The organism is Pseudoalteromonas sp. SG41-2, assembly GCF_014164535.1.
GTDB classification, from domain to species: domain Bacteria; phylum Pseudomonadota; class Gammaproteobacteria; order Enterobacterales; family Alteromonadaceae; genus Pseudoalteromonas; species Pseudoalteromonas rhizosphaerae.
Genome location: NZ_JACJFK010000009.1, coordinates 1 through 16491, shown reverse-complemented (window position 1 = coordinate 16491; position 16491 = coordinate 1). Strand labels below are relative to the sequence as shown.

The 16491-nt window shown below is 38.3% G+C and carries 20 protein-coding genes; 7 read left to right on the top strand and 13 right to left on the bottom strand.

The annotated features are described in order from the left end of the window. Window positions 1-72 precede the first annotated feature (72 nt). Window positions 73-609 carry a hypothetical protein gene (locus tag H5186_RS08795; protein WP_182794350.1) on the top strand — a complete coding sequence of 179 codons (537 nt, stop codon included), beginning with the start codon at window positions 73-75 and terminating at the stop codon, window positions 607-609. Continuing rightward, window positions 610-777, top strand: a complete 168-nt coding sequence (locus H5186_RS08790; protein WP_182768094.1) for a hypothetical protein — start codon at window positions 610-612, stop codon at window positions 775-777. It begins immediately after the preceding gene. Between the two features lie 58 nt (window positions 778-835). Here the strand turns inward: H5186_RS08790 and H5186_RS08785 are convergent, their stop codons facing one another. After that, complete coding sequence (locus H5186_RS08785) at window positions 836-1516, bottom strand: SDR family oxidoreductase (protein ID WP_182761788.1); 681 nt, start codon at window positions 1514-1516, stop codon at window positions 836-838. A gap of 346 nt (window positions 1517-1862) precedes the next feature. Here H5186_RS08785 and H5186_RS08780 point away from each other — a divergent pair, with 346 nt between their 5' ends. Beyond that, window positions 1863-2717, top strand: coding sequence for a mechanosensitive ion channel family protein (locus H5186_RS08780; protein ID WP_145242032.1), 855 nt, complete (start codon window positions 1863-1865; stop codon window positions 2715-2717). A gap of 253 nt (window positions 2718-2970) precedes the next feature. Here the strand turns inward: H5186_RS08780 and H5186_RS08775 are convergent, their stop codons facing one another. The 5 genes from H5186_RS08775 to H5186_RS08755 all read right to left on the bottom strand — a co-directional run bounded on the left by H5186_RS08775 (window position 2971) and on the right by H5186_RS08755 (window position 7058). Further along, window positions 2971-3504, bottom strand: a complete 534-nt coding sequence (locus H5186_RS08775) for a GNAT family N-acetyltransferase (protein WP_182732116.1) — start codon at window positions 3502-3504, stop codon at window positions 2971-2973. A gap of 3 nt (window positions 3505-3507) precedes the next feature. After that, window positions 3508-4854, bottom strand: a complete 1347-nt coding sequence (astB, locus tag H5186_RS08770) for an N-succinylarginine dihydrolase (RefSeq protein ID WP_145242028.1) — start codon at window positions 4852-4854, stop codon at window positions 3508-3510. Between the two features lie 64 nt (window positions 4855-4918). Then, the gene (locus H5186_RS08765; RefSeq protein WP_182719062.1) at window positions 4919-5149 is read right to left on the bottom strand and encodes a helix-turn-helix domain-containing protein; all 231 of its coding nucleotides are present in this window, start codon (window positions 5147-5149) and stop codon (window positions 4919-4921) included. Window positions 5150-5511: 362 nt separating this feature from the next. Continuing rightward, complete coding sequence (locus H5186_RS08760; protein ID WP_182719061.1) at window positions 5512-6522, bottom strand: zinc-binding alcohol dehydrogenase family protein; 1011 nt, start codon at window positions 6520-6522, stop codon at window positions 5512-5514. 104 nt (window positions 6523-6626) lie between these two features. Beyond that, a complete protein-coding gene (locus tag H5186_RS08755; protein WP_149981882.1) occupies window positions 6627-7058 on the bottom strand; it encodes a MarR family winged helix-turn-helix transcriptional regulator in 432 nt (143 codons plus the stop codon). Between the two features lie 125 nt (window positions 7059-7183). Between H5186_RS08755 and H5186_RS08750 the strand changes: the two genes are divergently transcribed. Both H5186_RS08750 and H5186_RS08745 read left to right on the top strand, forming a co-directional pair. Next, complete coding sequence (locus H5186_RS08750; RefSeq protein ID WP_145242020.1) at window positions 7184-7612, top strand: organic hydroperoxide resistance protein; 429 nt, start codon at window positions 7184-7186, stop codon at window positions 7610-7612. Window positions 7613-8044: 432 nt separating this feature from the next. Beyond that, entirely contained in the window at window positions 8045-10165 is a 2121-nt protein-coding gene (locus H5186_RS08745) for a methyl-accepting chemotaxis protein (RefSeq protein ID WP_182719059.1), read from the top strand. 269 nt (window positions 10166-10434) lie between these two features. On the opposite strand, the gene H5186_RS08740 is transcribed toward H5186_RS08745, so the two are convergent. Next, on the bottom strand, window positions 10435-10962 hold the full coding sequence (locus H5186_RS08740) for a hypothetical protein (RefSeq protein ID WP_182768099.1): 528 nt from the start codon (window positions 10960-10962) through the stop codon (window positions 10435-10437). A 52-nt stretch (window positions 10963-11014) separates the two neighbouring features. Here H5186_RS08740 and H5186_RS08735 point away from each other — a divergent pair, with 52 nt between their 5' ends. Both H5186_RS08735 and H5186_RS08730 read left to right on the top strand, forming a co-directional pair. Further along, window positions 11015-11374: a DUF1294 domain-containing protein gene (locus H5186_RS08735; protein WP_182740463.1), complete on the top strand. Its 360-nt coding sequence runs from the start codon at window positions 11015-11017 to the stop codon at window positions 11372-11374. A gap of 46 nt (window positions 11375-11420) precedes the next feature. Continuing rightward, window positions 11421-12617: an iron-containing alcohol dehydrogenase gene (locus H5186_RS08730; RefSeq protein WP_182794349.1), complete on the top strand. Its 1197-nt coding sequence runs from the start codon at window positions 11421-11423 to the stop codon at window positions 12615-12617. 50 nt (window positions 12618-12667) lie between these two features. Here H5186_RS08730 and H5186_RS08725 read toward each other — a convergent pair whose 3' ends face one another. From H5186_RS08725 to H5186_RS08700, 6 genes are all read right to left on the bottom strand, one after another. After that, window positions 12668-13753 (bottom strand): rhomboid family intramembrane serine protease, encoded by a 1086-nt coding sequence (locus H5186_RS08725; protein ID WP_182794348.1) that lies wholly within the window; start codon window positions 13751-13753, stop codon window positions 12668-12670. After that, window positions 13743-14375, bottom strand: a complete 633-nt coding sequence (locus tag H5186_RS08720; RefSeq protein ID WP_259400299.1) for a hypothetical protein — start codon at window positions 14373-14375, stop codon at window positions 13743-13745. The genes H5186_RS08725 and H5186_RS08720 overlap by 11 nt, the downstream gene beginning before the upstream one ends. A gap of 156 nt (window positions 14376-14531) precedes the next feature. Further along, window positions 14532-14876 (bottom strand): PEGA domain-containing protein, encoded by a 345-nt coding sequence (locus tag H5186_RS08715; protein WP_182719054.1) that lies wholly within the window; start codon window positions 14874-14876, stop codon window positions 14532-14534. Window positions 14877-15140: 264 nt separating this feature from the next. Next, the gene (locus H5186_RS08710; RefSeq protein ID WP_182719053.1) at window positions 15141-15383 is read right to left on the bottom strand and encodes a hypothetical protein; all 243 of its coding nucleotides are present in this window, start codon (window positions 15381-15383) and stop codon (window positions 15141-15143) included. A 48-nt stretch (window positions 15384-15431) separates the two neighbouring features. Beyond that, window positions 15432-15776 carry a DUF600 domain-containing protein gene (locus H5186_RS08705; protein WP_182794347.1) on the bottom strand — a complete coding sequence of 115 codons (345 nt, stop codon included), beginning with the start codon at window positions 15774-15776 and terminating at the stop codon, window positions 15432-15434. 67 nt (window positions 15777-15843) lie between these two features. Next, on the bottom strand, window positions 15844-16320 hold the full coding sequence (locus H5186_RS08700; RefSeq protein ID WP_182719051.1) for an SMI1/KNR4 family protein: 477 nt from the start codon (window positions 16318-16320) through the stop codon (window positions 15844-15846). Window positions 16321-16491 lie beyond the last annotated feature (171 nt).

The following is a 16491-nucleotide window of genomic DNA, read 5'->3' as shown; positions in this document are numbered from 1 at the left end:
ACCTACTTGCATAGTTAAAAACATGGAAAGTCGTTGTTCAAAAATTTAATTTAAATAAGGAAATGTTTAACAATGAAGTATTTTAAAACCCCTGAATTTTTGCATGAAGTGTTTGGCGAAAAACAATCGATTTTAGAGATCACCGGTACTATTTTGTTTGCTTTAGTCGGCAGTTGGGTTATTTATTCGGTTGCGGAGATTAAACTCGATAATTGGCGAGCAATCTTAGCTTTTATATTAATTGCTGACGTATTAGCAGGATGTATTGCTAATTTCACTCTTGGTACCAATGAGTTTTACACAAAGCGTCCTAAAAATAGGCTGATTTTTATTGCCATTCACGTTCATATAATAGTGATTGCGTGGTTACTTTCACAGCCACTAGATACTGCACTGCTTATATGGGCATATACGATAGTGGCAGCATCTGTTGTTAATGCGTTACATGGTAAATTAATACAGAGTTTTATAGCTGCAAACTTAATGTGTTATGGCATCTTTTTGTTGATTTACTTATCGCTGCCAACGTGGTTTTTGATGGTGAGTCTATTTTTTATGATCAAAGTTTTATTTAGTTTTGCTGTTGATCACTATCGGCAATCAGCCTAGATGAATCCACTTAGGTATAAAAACCAGTACAGCTTAATTGTTGATGCTCTGCAAAATAAAGATGCGTTAAGTGAGTCGCAAGTTATCGAGATTAATCATGGTACGATTGCGCAAGTTATCGCATCAATTAACCGATTAAAACAGGCGCGTTTAAGTTGCAGTAATTAATTTACTGCTTGGATCAAATTAAATGCCCTGTTAAGGGCATTTATTACTGTCGAGTCCGTTAATTACTCGGCATCAAAAATAACTCTCGTACATTGCAACGTGGGTTTGCCTCTATAGCAAATAGTACCGCCTCGGCTACATCATTTGGGTCGAGTTTGTCGGGTTTTGCTTCATCAAAAAAAGGCGTATTGACCATGCCTGGGGCAATAGTGGTGCAGCGTCCTTGCCATGGCTTCATTTCTTCAGCTAAGTTTTGCCCAAAACCGTAAGCAAACCATTTTGTTGCGCCATAAACAGAGCCTTTAAGGGCAATCCGTCCTGCGGCTGAGCTGGTTAAAATAAAGTGTCCTGTGGTTTTTCTTAGGTGTGGCAGAGTGAGTTTTGCGGTGTAAAGCAGTGCATTGATATTAATATCAATCATTGTTTGCCATTGCTCAGGATCGCCCTCTTCAACACCTGGCGTTTGAACACCCATACCGGCATTGGCAAATGCAACATCAAGGCGGCCAAAGTGTTTTATACCTGCATTAACTACGTTTTCAAGCGATGAAAAATCAGTGGCATCTGCGCAAACTGCTAATGCGTTATCAGCCCCTAACTCTTCAACCAGCGCATTAAGTTTGTCTTCACTGCGAGCGGTCAAAATTACTTTATGACCGTTTGCGACTAAGGTTTTTGCTGTTGCTTCACCAATACCACTGGAAGCGCCTGTAATAAGTACAACTTTCTCTTTACTCATGACTTGCTCCTCGATTAAATCTGAGACTAGGTTTGATACTCTTAGTGGTGATGGTAACAGTGAAGGATTAACCTCCATTGAATGCTTATTACACCAACTTGCTGGCTTGATTTAACTATATGATTTTTAATTGTTTTTAAAGATTAAAATAAAAAGTTAGGTTTATATTTATTATGCTATATAATCGCGCGGTTTCGCTTTGAGGCCAGCTTATTTTTTAGCAGGCTAAAAATCGCAAATGGTTATAGCAGCTTACACTTATTGGCTTATAACAATGTGGTTTTAACCTTGTGTAAGCTATGTTAAACCTTGCTCAATTGCAGCAATTACTTAGTGGAAATAAACAGTGAAAGATAAGTTATTAGTGTTTTGGCAAAATCATTCAGAAACCATAATGACTCTAGGTTATAAACTGATTCTAGCGTTGGCTATTGTTATAGCTGGTGCTCTAATTGCGCGCTCTGTTAAAAGAGCGATCCAAAACTCTAAGTCGCCTCTTAAGAAAATGGATAAAACCTTACTACCAATTTTATCGAGTGTGCTGGGCTACTTGGTGTATATCATTGCAGGGTTGTTTATTTTAGATATTTTTGGTGTTAATACAGCCAGTTTAATAGCACTTATGGGGGCGGCTGGCCTTGCGATTGGCCTTGCGTTAAAGAATACCCTCAGTAATATTGCCGCAGGTATTATGTTATTAATACTTAGGCCATTTAAAGTTGGTGACTTTGTTGATGCCAGTGGCACAACGGGTACTGTGAGTGAAATTAACCTCTTTACAACTATTTTTAAAACCAATGATGGCCTATATATCGCTTCGCCAAATGGCAAAGTGTGGGGTGGCAATATTAAAAATTTCACTCGCAATGGTAAAAGACGCATGGATATTGTAGTAGGTATTTCGTTTGCTGACTCAATAGATGATGGCTTAAATGTACTTAAAGAAATAGCCGCATCAGAAAGCCGATTATTAGCGGATCCAGCACCTAAGGTGATGGTGACATCGATAGCTGAAAGCTCAGTGAATATTCAATTACGTGCGTGGACAGTTAACGGTGATTATTGGCAAACAGTCTGGGATCTTAATAAGCGTGTAAAAGAGTCTATTGAGCAAGCAGGGCTGACAATTCCATTTCCGCAGCGTACGTTACATATATCGGAGTCGATGGCATCGGCAATAACCGTTAACAAGGATGTATAAATAACAGATAGTGATTTAATATATTAAATAGCAATCTGTCAGCTTAACGCCGGTTAATTAATATTGACTGGCGTTTTCTTTTTGTGCTCATTGAAAACATGCTGATAAGTTCGTCTACTTGATCCCATTTTATCTGTTCTGTCAACGTATCAGCAGCGATTTAAACGTTATAGTAAATGCCTTTATGGTAGGTTACAAAAACGAAGTGACTGCTGATAACATTATAAGGTTGTAAGCGATTGACGAATTTAACTCACTTAAGTAATTTATAAAACAGCACAGTACTTTGTAATTCGCCCGATGAACTAAGGGCAAACTGTGGTATTTCACCGGCTTCTATATAGCCTAATTTTTCATATAAAAGTGAGGCAATATCGCCTAAGCGGGTATCCAGTACCAGTAGCTTTAATTGTTGCTGCAGCGCACTTTTTTCAAGGGTATGCATAAGTTGTTTTGCAAATCCTTGGCCTTGGTATTGGCTATGTACCATTAGCTTTTCAACCTCACCGCGGTGAGCGCCATTAGCTTTTTGACACAGCGATAATTGCACTGCACCAATTACCTCAGATCCTTCGGTGATAACAAATAATTCGCGGCTATCATTTAATAAATCGCATTCAATACTGTGCCAGTAGTGATCTGCTTGTGCGCGCGTCAATGGCGCGATAAAACCAATCGATGCACCATTGTTAACGCTATCAACCAGTAAATGATTTAGCGATTGCTGATATCCCGCTAGTGAACTGATTTTATGTATTTGCGTATCTACAACGCTTGTATCTTGCATGGTTTATCCTTCTAATTGAAATGGATACACAGAGCCTAGGTGCAGATGTTGAGTTAATTCATCCAGCGCTTGCCAGCTTTCACGTAACAAGTTTGGATCTGCAAAATCATCATTACTAAGTTTGTCACGATAGTGCTTATTTGCCCAATCACATAGTTGTTGGTACTTACTATCGTTTAAAATAACCGCAGGATTGACTGCCGCGAGTTCTTGTTGATTTAGCGCTACACGTAATCGTAAGCAAGCAGGGCCACCACCATTTTGCATGCTTTGTTTTAAATCAAAAAATTGCACTTGATCAATTGGATTGTCTGCAAGGATCATTTCTTCAATATAACTGTTAACTGCCTGATTGTTTTTACATTCTTGTGGAGCAACCAGTAACATTTTGCCATTGTTTAAACTAACCAGTTGGCTATTAAATAAATAGCTAGTTACAGCATCTTGCACGCTTACTTTGGCTGTTGGCACCTCAATAATATGCAGTGTTTTGTCGCCAATATATGCATCTTTTATTTGTTGTAGGGCGATAGGCTGATTTAAGAAAGCTTGCTCGTGACAGAGTAATACATTGGCGTTACCCACCGCGATTACGTCATTATGGAACACCCCTTGATCAATCACCTCAGGGTTTTGTTGAATCATTAATTGGCTAGATGGTTTTAGCTGATGTAGTCGGCATATTGCTTGGGATGCTTCAAGTGTCTGCCTTGCAGGAAATTTAACTGGCTTAGGCAGTGCGCTGTTAAATGCGCTGGCACCATATACAAACAGCTCCAAACCTTGAACACCATGCTCGTCGCCTAAGCGAGTATGGTTAGCCGCGCCCTCATCACCAAAAAAACCTTGATCTGGCAAATGGGTATGATGACTAAAGTAGCCTTCGTTATTAAACATGGCTTTAAGTAATCGTGTTGTTGTTTGAGGCTCAAGGGAGCGATGAAATTTGTTATTCAAATTAGCAGCAGTAAAGTGAACTTTGCCATCAAGTGTGTCGGCTGATGGTGATACAGTGCCGGCATTGGCAGTCCACATTGATGATGCTGAATAACATGCGCGAACTAAAACAGGATCAGCTTTAAACGCTTTACTGATCACTTGTTCAGCAGTGCCTGTAAATCCTAAACGACGCAATACATTTATATCAGGGCGAGCATGCGGGGCAAATACTCCTTGAGTTAGCCCCAAGTCATGCATAGCTTTCATTTTCGCTAAGCCTTGCAGTACCGCCTCTTTTGGATTGGAGTAACTGGCCGCATTATTTAATGATGCTACGTTACCGTATGATAATCCCGCGTAGTTATGAGTCGGGCCTACAAGGCCATCAAAATTAACTTCTACAGCTGTCATAGTTATCCTGCAATTTTACTAATTTTAGTGTATTTAAACTATACAGAAAATAATCTGTAGTAGGTTAATTAAAATTAGCTAATTCTAGTTCTACGCTCTGCAAGTTTTGTTGCAAACGTTTTTGTGCTGCGAGTAGGTAGCTTTTTTGCTGTGCTATTTTTGCTTGTTGTTGACGCAGTGCTTTATAGATAACTCGTTTGGGCAAATCATAGTGCTCAGAGGCTTGGCTAATTGTTAATTGATGCACCGACAACTTTTTAAGCGCTTCATCTAAGTGCGGGTAGTTACTTAACATATTCACGCTCCTTTTCTGCGGTGGTATGTGGATCATTAGCATGGTGAATATGCCAAATGCTTATATCTAAGCGCCATAGTAAATACAACATATGATAAATATTAGTCATAGCTCGCTCCCTGTAGACGAGGTAAATGAAGGTAAAACTCAGATTAGTGAGTTACTCTTTTGTAAGGAAGATCTGTGCCAGTCTTAATAATTATTTTTAGTTAAAACAAATCAATAGCTTAAGGTTTTTTCGTTGTTGTATGATTGAGTATAAGCACTAATGTAGTGAAAAATAATGATGGCTTTGCACTTTGCTGGAGCAGAAGGGGAATTATTTGCGCGTTCAGATGAGCGCGCAATAATATTAAGTAAGTTTAAAACCCTTCAAGTACCAGCTTACCGCGAGATTGATGAGATTCTAATATTGCGTGCGCTTTGAGCAGGTTTTCTATATTAATTTTTCCTAAATGTTGGCCTAAGGTAGTTTTAATGATGCCGTTATCAACTAGCTCTGCTAATTCAGTAAGTAACTGATGTTGCGCTATCATATCGTCAGTTTGGAACATTGAACGAGTATACATAAACTCCCAATGTAGCGAGATACTTTTGCGCTTGAGTTTTAAAATATCAAAACTTGCTGGGTCGTCTATTAAAGCTAATTTACCTTGTGGTTTGATCACTTTAATAATTTCATCAAGATGTTGATCGGTATGAGTGAGGCTAACGACATAATCAAATTCGGCAAGATTATGCTCTGTTCGTTGTGTATCTAAGCTTTGTGAGTGATCAAGCACTTGATCAACACCTAGCGCATTTAACCAGCTAACACTATCTACGCGTGATGCTGTGCCTATCACCGTTAAGTTGGTTAGCTGTTTAGCCAACTGCACTAAAATTGAGCCAACACCGCCTGCGGCACCAATAACTAATAATGAAGCTGGTTTTGCATTGTTGGAACGTGATATTTGCAAACGATCAAACAGTAATTCCCAGGCTGTAATACTGGTTAGCGGTAACGCAGCAGCTTGGGCATCGTTCAAGGTAATAGGCGCACGGCCAACAATACGTTCATCAACTAGTTGAAATTCAGCATTACTGCCTGAGCGCGTTAAATCACCGGCGTAATAAACCCGATCGCCCAGATTAAATAAACTTACTTTATCACCAACAGCTTTTACGATCCCAACAGCGTCCCAACCAATGACTTTATGACCTTGTTCAGGGCTAACATTTGCGCGGATCTTCGCATCGACAGGATTAACTGAAATTGCTTTTACTTCGACCAATAAATCGTGACCGGATGCTGTTGGAATAGGTAACTCGATGGCTTCGAAAGAATGATTACTAAGTGTTTTGGTTGCTGTTTGGTATCCAATGGCTTTCATGAGTTGCTCCGTTAAATTGTTTTGCTGCACCCACTATAACGCAGTTTTATAATAGAAAAAGAGTGGGGTATGTATACACGAATCTCTCTCAAAATTTTTGATAATTAACTTAAGTCAGTATTGAGTTTATCAAGTAAAGTAATTAGTTGTGTGGCTTCTTGCTGTGTAATAGATGGAAAACGGCAACGAATTTGCTCAGGGATGTTCGCTGCTTGTTGTTGCAGCTGTATGCCATGTTTGTGTAACTTTACGACTCGCTTACGTTTATCTGTTTCATTTTTAACCACGGCTAATAAGCTTTTATCGGTCATTTTTTTCAAAATTTGCGTCATGGCGCCGCCATCAATTGCGGTTTTTTCCAGCAGCTGTGCAATACTGATCTCATCTTCTTCCCAGAGCGCCATCATCACCACATATTGTGGATAGGTCAGTTCAAGTTCGTTTAGTGCATCTCGATAGGCACGTACCACTGAATTGGAGGCCATATACAGACGATGACAAATTTGATTATCTAATTTCAATTGTGGATATTTCATAGTAGCTCTCGAATGATGACATTGCATTTTAATTTGTACGCAAAGTATTTGCAATGATCAATAAACTGCTCTATTATTTTGCATACAAAATAAATTCAGTCCCAACCTTAAATAAGGAAAACATTATGAAAGAATTACTACAAGTCGCGTACACAGCTAAAGCAACTGCAACGGGTGGCCGCGAGGGCACTGCAAAATCAGACGATGGCCGTTTAGATGTGGCACTTTCAACTCCAAAAGGGTTAGGTGGCGATGATGGTCAAGGTACTAACCCTGAGCAGTTGTTTGCAGCGGGTTATGCAGCGTGTTTTATTGGCGCATTAAAATTAGTTGCAGGCCAAGCTAAAGTTAAGTTACCTGCTGATACCCGCATTGATTCAGAAGTATCGATTGGTCCAATCGAAGGTGGTTTCGGTATCGCTGTAAAATTAGCTGTTTTTGTAGGTGATGTAGATAAAGACACCGCAGAAGCGTTAGTGGCTAAAGCACACGAAGTTTGCCCATATTCAAATGCTACTCGTGGTAATATCGCAATTGAATTGTCGGTTATCTAACTTATTGTAAATTTGAATAATTTATATTTTAAAAGGCGCATTTTTTATTTTAAATACGCCTTTTTTGTGGCTGTTTTTTATAATTATGAGCTTTTTAGAACGCCATTTATAACCAAGACGCGTTATTGTGATAATTCGTACTTAATATTCAATCCTCAGTTTGTGCTACCCGACAACCAACATCCCCCATTTTTATTTTGCCATTTTAAGACTATTTATAGAGTGCAAAGTCATTGCCAAGCGTTTACACCAATAGTTAAGTAATGATCAACTCGATGTCTAAATTGGTTTTGTTATCGCGAAAACTTTTTAGCTACTGGTAAAATTAAATAGTATTAGCGCAGCGTTAGTATGTTTTTTTCAACAAAATAGATTAACTTATGAATAATTGAACTAGAATGTAAACGTAGTTTTAATTAAAGGATAAGTGGAATGCGGCAATTAGCGTTGGCGAAAAAGTTACTATGGCTTACTTTAGGTAGTATTTTTATCACCGTTGTAGTGCTATCGAGTGTGCTTTGGTGGCAATTATCAAGCAGCAATAAAGTGTTATCAGCACAAGCTGAAAAATTGATAGTTACTGAGGTAGAAGAAAAGCTCACCAGCAATGCTGCTGTGTACGGTGAAAAAATCGCAGGATTTATCAACGAAGCGTATCGAGTGCCTTTTTCACTCGCAGCAATACTTGGTAATGAATCAGCTAAAGATGCTTTAACGCGTGATTCAGTGGTACAGCTTAATAGCTCTATTATAGAAGGTAATTCAATACTTTCTTCAATCTACTCGCAATTTGAAGCTAATGGTTTTGATGGTAACGATCAACAGTATAAAAATGGCTATGATCATTCAGTCGCAGGCCAAGGCACCTTAGAGATTTACTTCACTCGCAGCCGTGAAGGTGTGATTGAACAGCAAGTTGTTGAAGATGCAGCAGAAAAATACGTTACGACCTTAAACGAATTTGGCCAACGTGAAGCTGAGTGGTACTTATGTGCTAAAGACACTAAAAAGCCGTGCATAATGGAACCCTATCTGTACGAAATATCTCCCGGCAATTCTGAAATGATGACTTCTTTGACTGTGCCAATACTTCGCGACGGTAAGTTTATTGGCCTCAGTGGTGTTGATATTACACTGCCAGTTTTTCAAACCATGACCGAGCAGTTATCAAAAGAATTATATAATGGTCAGGCGCGAGTTACCCTATTAAGTTCGATGGATTTAATTGTGGGTAGTAGTCATAACAAAGACAAACTTGGCCGTCCGCTAAAAGAAGCCGTCTCAGCCTCGGTGTTAAAAAATTATACTAGTTTGAAAGAACGCTCTGGAGTACAAAAGGGTGAAAATGAATACTTAGTCAATTACCCAATAGATATTAAACTTGCTGGTCGCCAGTGGACTTTATTAGTTGAAGTACCAGCAGAGCTTGCACTGCAAGGGCCACAGCAGCTCAGCGCGAGTATGCAAGAAAATGCCAATACACTAGGTGGGCTAATTTTAATATCAGGCTTAGTGATTGCTGGCGCTGCCTTTATTATTATGACTTTAGTTGTCAAAAGCATCGTTGCACCGCTGCAACAAATTCAGCTACGGGTTGATAATTTAGCCAGCGCGGATGGGGATTTAACACAAACGTTAACGGTTGACACTCATGCAGAGTTAATTGCGCTCGCTGTTGGATTTAATGCATTTTTGGAAAAATTACGTGATTTAATTGCACAGCTTAAAGATGTATCAGGGCAGACGAAAGAGCAGGCGCAAATTGCCGCGCATGTAGCCGTTGATACTAAGCAAAATGTGCAAGCTCAGTTTCAAGAAATTGAAAGTGTCGTAACGGCAATGAATGAAATGAGTGCCACCGCACTTGAAGTTGCCCGTGCTTCAGAGCAATCAGCGCAACAGGCAGATGAAATCAATTCATTAGTGGTCAGCAGCGAAGCGAGTTTATCGTCTGCGGTATCACAAGTGAAAACTATGTCTGAAGAAATAAAACAAGCCAATCAAGCCGTAGCCAAGGTGGCAGCACGTAGTAATGATATTACGCAAATTTTAGATGTGATCCGCACTATTTCAGAGCAAACTAATTTACTCGCACTTAATGCTGCGATTGAGGCAGCTCGCGCTGGTGAACAGGGGCGAGGCTTTGCTGTCGTAGCCGATGAAGTACGTGCTTTGGCATCTAAAACTCGTGCGTCAACAGATGACATTAGTGGCTTAATTGACAACTTACAGCTTGAAGTGGGTAATGCCTCAACAGTGATTGAAAAAGGGGTTGTGCGAGCACAAACCGCGGTTGATGAAACCACCGTTGCCTTTGATGCTTTGCACAGTGTGGTAATTAAAGTGGAAGAGATCACTAATCAGATCACCCAAATAGCGACGGCTGCTGAGGAGCAAAGCTCTGTAACCGAAGAAATTAATCGTAATTTAACGCGGATATCTGATGCCGCATCACAACTTGCTGATTTATCAACTCAAGCCGGCGATGGTAGTCAAATGCTCAATCAGCTCGTTGCACAGCAAGACGATGAACTGAATAAATTGAAAACATAATACCTTCAATACGATTAAATTGGTTTTGTATAAAATCGGTATAACTTAACCGTTCGCTCAAACTAGCAACGCCACTTCGGCGTGGTTAGTTTGAGTTACATTATCAATTCTAAACTAGATCAACTCTAATCTAGCTGTAGAAAATAATACAAAACCAAACAGCGGCAAAAGCATTTCAACGGGCTACCTCTTTTAAATTAGTTATGTCTTTTTATATGGTAAGTCATCAGTCCAGCCAATTGATTCACTCGATTACTGTTATGCCGTTACTATTTAAAAATAACCTGTTTGTTACTGCGAATGTAAATACGTTTTTCAGGTTTTGTCCATTCGCCTTTTTTTAAATAAGAGGTAGAGACAACAAACTGCTCATCTTTAAAATTACTGGTTGATTTTACTTTTGTGATGCCTTCTTTTGAACCTGTTACGGTTTCGTATGCTACAAATTGCGTAGGGCTCAATACTTTCATGGTGCCTTGTGTGTAAAACCCTGCGGTGGTGAAATAATAAAAAACTAATGACTGCTTTTTGCTATCCCAAAATATCATTGATTCGCCGCCATATTCACCTTCATTAATGGAATGAAGGGTACGAATTGCTTTCCCATTGAGGGCTCGCTCCCAGCGACCTACATCCTGAATCTTTGGCTTATTATCGGCAACATTGAAATCAGCTTGCCATGTGCCGAGGTAAGGTTTAAATACTTCAAGCTCTGGTGCTAAGTCAATCGTTTGTGCACTAATAGTACCAGCGTAGATAAAGCAAAAAGATAGTAAAAGTGTTTTTAGGTATGACATAATTGTGCCTATCATTATTAGTTTTTCAAATTGTAGTATAGGCGAGAGTCCGTTGATTAAAAAAACATTATTGCTTTTTTCTGTTAGTTTTCTAGTTGTATTAGTGATTGGTGGGCTGCTTGATTATTGGCCATATTTGGTTGCCAGTGTTTACTGTACTATGAGCAGTATTACGTTTTTAGTTTATAAATGGGATAAGCGTTTGGCGATAGAGTCAACAGATCGGCCTATTAGAGTGCCGGAACGTAGTTTACATATTTTAGCATTAATTTGTGGTTGGCCGGGAGCACTGATCGCTCAGCAATGGTTAAGACATAAATCACAAAAACGTACTTTTATTGCGTTACTTTGGCTCACTATCATTATAAATACTTCTGTATTAGGGGCTGCCTATTATTGGCAATTGCTTTAAATTGATGCACTATCAGGTAACCTAAAAATAACAAAAGTCCGATTTTATGTATTTTTTATATCGCTGCTATCATTTTATTTTAAAATGTATTGTTATTTTTATTGGTATTCCTGCTCCGCGTTTGTATCAAGGTTATAGCGGGTTTAAGCAATGGCTTGCATTACTTAATCCTAATAAACCTGTGTTAGTTGTAACTGACAATACGTTAAAAAATTTAGGCGTTGTTGCTCCCATTTTAGCTTTGCTGGATGAGCAGGCAATCTCTTGGCAGCTGTTTAGTGACGTTGATGCTAATCCAACGATTAGCAATGTTGAAAGTGGTTTAGCACTTTATCAGCAATACACATGTCATAGTATTATCGCCGTTGGTGGCGGCTCAGTAATTGACTGTGCCAAATTAATTGGCGCACGTGCAGTAAGACCTAATAAATCAATTAAGCAGTTAAAAGGCTTGTTTAAAGTACTGAAAAAACTGCCCCCGTTATGTGCCATTCCAACAACCGCAGGTACTGGCTCAGAGACTACAGTTGCTGCGGTGGTAAACGATCCGCAAATGCAAACAAAATATGCCGCCACTGACTTTGCTCTTGTACCAAGTGATGCAGTTTTAATTGCTGAGCTAACACAAACGGTGCCTGATTTTATTACCGCAGCTACAGGTATCGATGCACTCACGCATGCACTTGAGGCATACATAGGCACTAATGGCCTTGCTTTTAGTGATGACAAGTCATTGCGGGCAATCGAACTTATTTTACAAAATTTATTAACAGCGTATAAAAATGGTAATGACTTAGTTGCACGGGAAAATATGTTACTCGCTTCATTTTATGCAGGGCAAGCGTTTACCCGAACATCTGTAGGTTATGTGCATGCTATAGCGCATCAATTTGGCGCGCAATACGGCACAGCTCACGGTTTAGCAAATAGTGTGGTATTGATGCATGTGCTGAAATTTTATGGTTCCAGTATAGATAAAAAGCTGGCGGCTATTGCTGATCATTGCCAATTAACACAATCACACCAAAAACCAACAGAAAAAGCAGCAATACTATTAAACACCTTAGAGCAGTTACTTATTGATCTAGCGATCCCTCATCATTTAAAAGAGCTAAAAGTAGCTGATATACCAAAGCTTGCTGATGCTGCAATTGTAGAGGCTAACTGGGACTATCCAGTACCAAAATTTATGAACGTAGCTCAATGCCAAGCCATTATTCATAAAGTAGTGAGTGATACGTAATAAATGAAAACCTTCCCATCAGCACAGATAGGGAAGGTTTAAGCGTTAAATTAGCGTTTTAACTGTGCTTCAGGTTGATTTAATAATTCAATCATAGGATTTTGTGCAGTGATTTTTGCTTTAAGAGCAAAGCCGATCAATAACCCTGCGATAAAGCCACCGATATGAGCGCCATAATCGATACCATCAGGTGCTGCAATCATGCCATAAATATTGATCCCTAACCAAATTACAAAAAACCACACTGTAGATAATTTCTTTTGATAAATGATAAACATAAAAGTAAGGCTGGCGTGCCTAAACCACATTAAGTACATACCAAATAGCCCTGCAATTGCGCCGCTAGCCCCGACACTTGGAATAATCGAGCTGGGATCAACGATAAAGCTAGCAAAAGACGCTGCCAAACCGCATACCATATACCATATTAAAAACTTTTTATGACCTAATACGTCTTCGAGGTTATCGCCAATAATGTATAAAAAATACATATTACCGATAAGATGCATTAATGAGCCGTGTAAAAATACACAGGTAATCACACTCCATAAATGTTCGCCTTGAGAGATCTTACTTGGATTCATTGCAAACAATTCGAGGGCGGCACTGAATGCCTCTGCATTGAAAAAATACAAAGCAAAAACAATGGCATTTAGGGCAATTAAACTGCGAGTCACCCACGGCGTTTGTTTTGGCTTTAGGTTATATTCAACGGGCATTTGCGTTAAAAATTGAAACAGATAAGTTTTCCAACTAACTTTTTGGTTTAGCTTGTCTAGGTTTGTTTTGAGCTCAGGACTGTTTTCAACGCTTTCTAATTGATTTTTTTCAATCCAACTACCATCACAATGACGGCAAACATCAATTTCGGTATGAAAATCTTCGAGTAAATGAAAGCGCTCAAGGTTCTTATTGCAATCAGGGCAGTCTAGTCTTGAAATACCTAATGATTTACCAAAATGAGTCTCGTATTTTTCACCAATAGGACCTTCGTTGATTTCGGCAATCATCCGGTTAACTTCGTTTTTTTCAAACCATAAGCCACCGCATTCGCGACAGATATCTATCTCTTCACCTTGATAATGAGTAACATCCAAAGGGTGATCTTTGCAGTGAGGGCAGCGTTTAGTTGGCATTATCAGCGTCCTTTAATGAGCCGATAATAATATCGTTTTGTTGTAATTCTTGTTGTAAATTTAATGCACTAGTTTTTAGTTGAGGTAATGTTTGTTGTTCAATACTATCGGCAATTTGGTCTAGTTCAATAGACGCTTGGCGCGCAGACATTTTACGCCTTAACGCCGCTTCAATTACACACTCAGCACAACTATAAAAACGACGAATTTGTGTTAAAAATATACTCGGCGTTTCAAGTGTTGTGAACAAGTACTGCATGGTATGCCAAATATATTTTTCAAACGTGGGCTTATTATACTCAAGCTCACTCGTATGTGGGCTTTGTACTAAAAGTAACGAATAGCGTTTTATATTCTCTAAATTATCATTTACTTTATCATATAATGAAGTATGCAAATAATAGTTATCTTCCATTTTACTATAGGAATCAAATTTAAGTACTTGCTCTAAACCGCTTTTCGCAGCTAGGTAAACACCAAAGATAGTTGAAACTACTAAAAGCACTTGATTCAACCAAAAAATAGTGCTTTTTAGCTCTTTATTATCAACTATTTTAAGTGCGTTAGGTATTCGTGTGGAGATTTTATTTAAGCTGCCAGAATAGTTTTGTGATGACTCCAAAATTAATATCCTTATTCTTTACTGTCCATTTAATGAGCGCAATAGAATACGGGTATTTCTTTAATGCGACAATAACTTTGTATGTAAACTATACTTAATTTTTAATAAAGATAACACAAAGTGATGATGGCAAGAATACACTTGCCACCAGGGGTACTATAACGCAGATTGGCTTGCTTCAATTTGATCTAATTCGATAGTCAGGATCGTTTTCTTGTCAACAGTAACCCACTTTCTATAGGTTAAGTAACCATCTTTAGTAACTTCGATGTCGTATTTACCTTCATCGAGTTCAATACCAGCTTCGTATTTCGGCTTTATATTCATAATGCGAATACGGGCGTCATCAGGAGAAGTAATAACAGTCAATGATATTGCACTGTTAACTTCTTCTGCGACAACAACTGGTTGTTCAACTGGGGCTGCCTGTTGTTCAACTTTTGGGCTGCTTGAACAACCTGATAGCATCACTATAGCAACCAGCGCACTTAATTTTTTCATAATTACTCCATTAAATTGTTCATTATAAACATCTTTGTTTATATCACTTTTAGCAACGAAAAATCATGGAGTAACAATAGGAAGGATTATATTTCTACTAGAGTCTTCCATGACTTTTATATTTACTTTAACTATAAATCAAATGGCATTTTAGTATGTATAAGGATGAGGTTCAAATCATAGTTGCAAAAAATACCAGTTTTTCCTTGTTTTGTTATATTTATAACAATAAAAGAAACAATTTCATTATGATTATGATAAATATTAGCTTAGAGCTTTACTCTTTTTAAGCTTAGCAAATCGTCGCCATGTACCCCATATTAAAACAGTCACAAGCAGAAATACCGTGATGTAAAAGGCCATAATAGCCACTTTGATCATTAGTAAACATGCGATAATAATGGCGAAGATGATCGCGATACGAATAACCGGGCTTTTGATAAATTTACTTGAAAAAAGTAAGGCGGTTAGGCTTAGCTTGCTACGGGTGTTTTTCTTAACATCCATGTTTTTTGTCCTTAGTGTTTTTGTATTAGAGTAATTTACTTATTTAAGTTAGTGCGTATTTTGTGCAGTAATAACGTCATCATCGTGATTGTTACGCTCAAAGTTGAGATTAAATTGGCCTTGGCGATTAATGGTAAAAATAGCGCGTGTCCAGTTTTCGGGTTGCTGCTTTGTGGCTTTATCAAATACTTGTTTGAATAAATTGACTATCTCGTCTGTCACGGTAATTGGCTGTTCACTTGAGTCATCTGCTGTTTGATAATGGGCTTTGCATTCAAGTACGTTTTCATCTTCGCAATTTAAAATAAGTTGTGCTTTAAGCCACGGCTCATTGATTTGCTGATAAAGGTACTGACCGAGTTGTTGTGGGATGTTTGTAATGTCAGGTTTCATGTGCTGTCCTTAGTATTATAAATGAGCTTTAAATTAAATGATCAAACATAAAGTTTGTAAATATATGTCAGCCGAAAGACATCGCATTAAGGAATTTTTGGAAATTATCAAAAGCTTTGTAAAAAACAGGCGATAATTCTTCAGATTCATTATGATCCCATATTACTACTTTAGGATTTATTGCATCTTCTTTGAAGTCTAGGCATAAAAAATCACCACCAAAAAGATAAGCAAAAGGTAAGGTCTCGGCTCCAACCAAGTCTTCGTTAGCTGTAAGTCTTTCCTCAATTTGAGCCATTACTACTTTAATTTCGTATTGCATCAGTCCACTATCGAGTTTTTCATCTTCCGAAACTATTAAAAATCTTTCCAATACCCGCTCTTCAGAGTTAATTCTTATAATAGCTTCCTCTGGGGATGCACCATTGAATTCTAAAATAAACTCTCTGTAGCTAATTGGTAAGTTAATATTAAAAAACATTTCTAATGAATATAGCTCATCATGTGTTACTGAAACTTTTTTCTTTAAGTCTAAGTTTTTCATTAAGTTATGTGTGCCAAATAAAGCTCGTTTAAGTCCTCAACTAATCACATTTGCATACAGCGTTATTCGTACTGCTTAATAGCGCCACGTACCATAGAAGCCATATCAATAATTTCCATATCACCCATGTCGGCAATTAAATTCAAATGGGCAAAAATATCGCACTTTTCA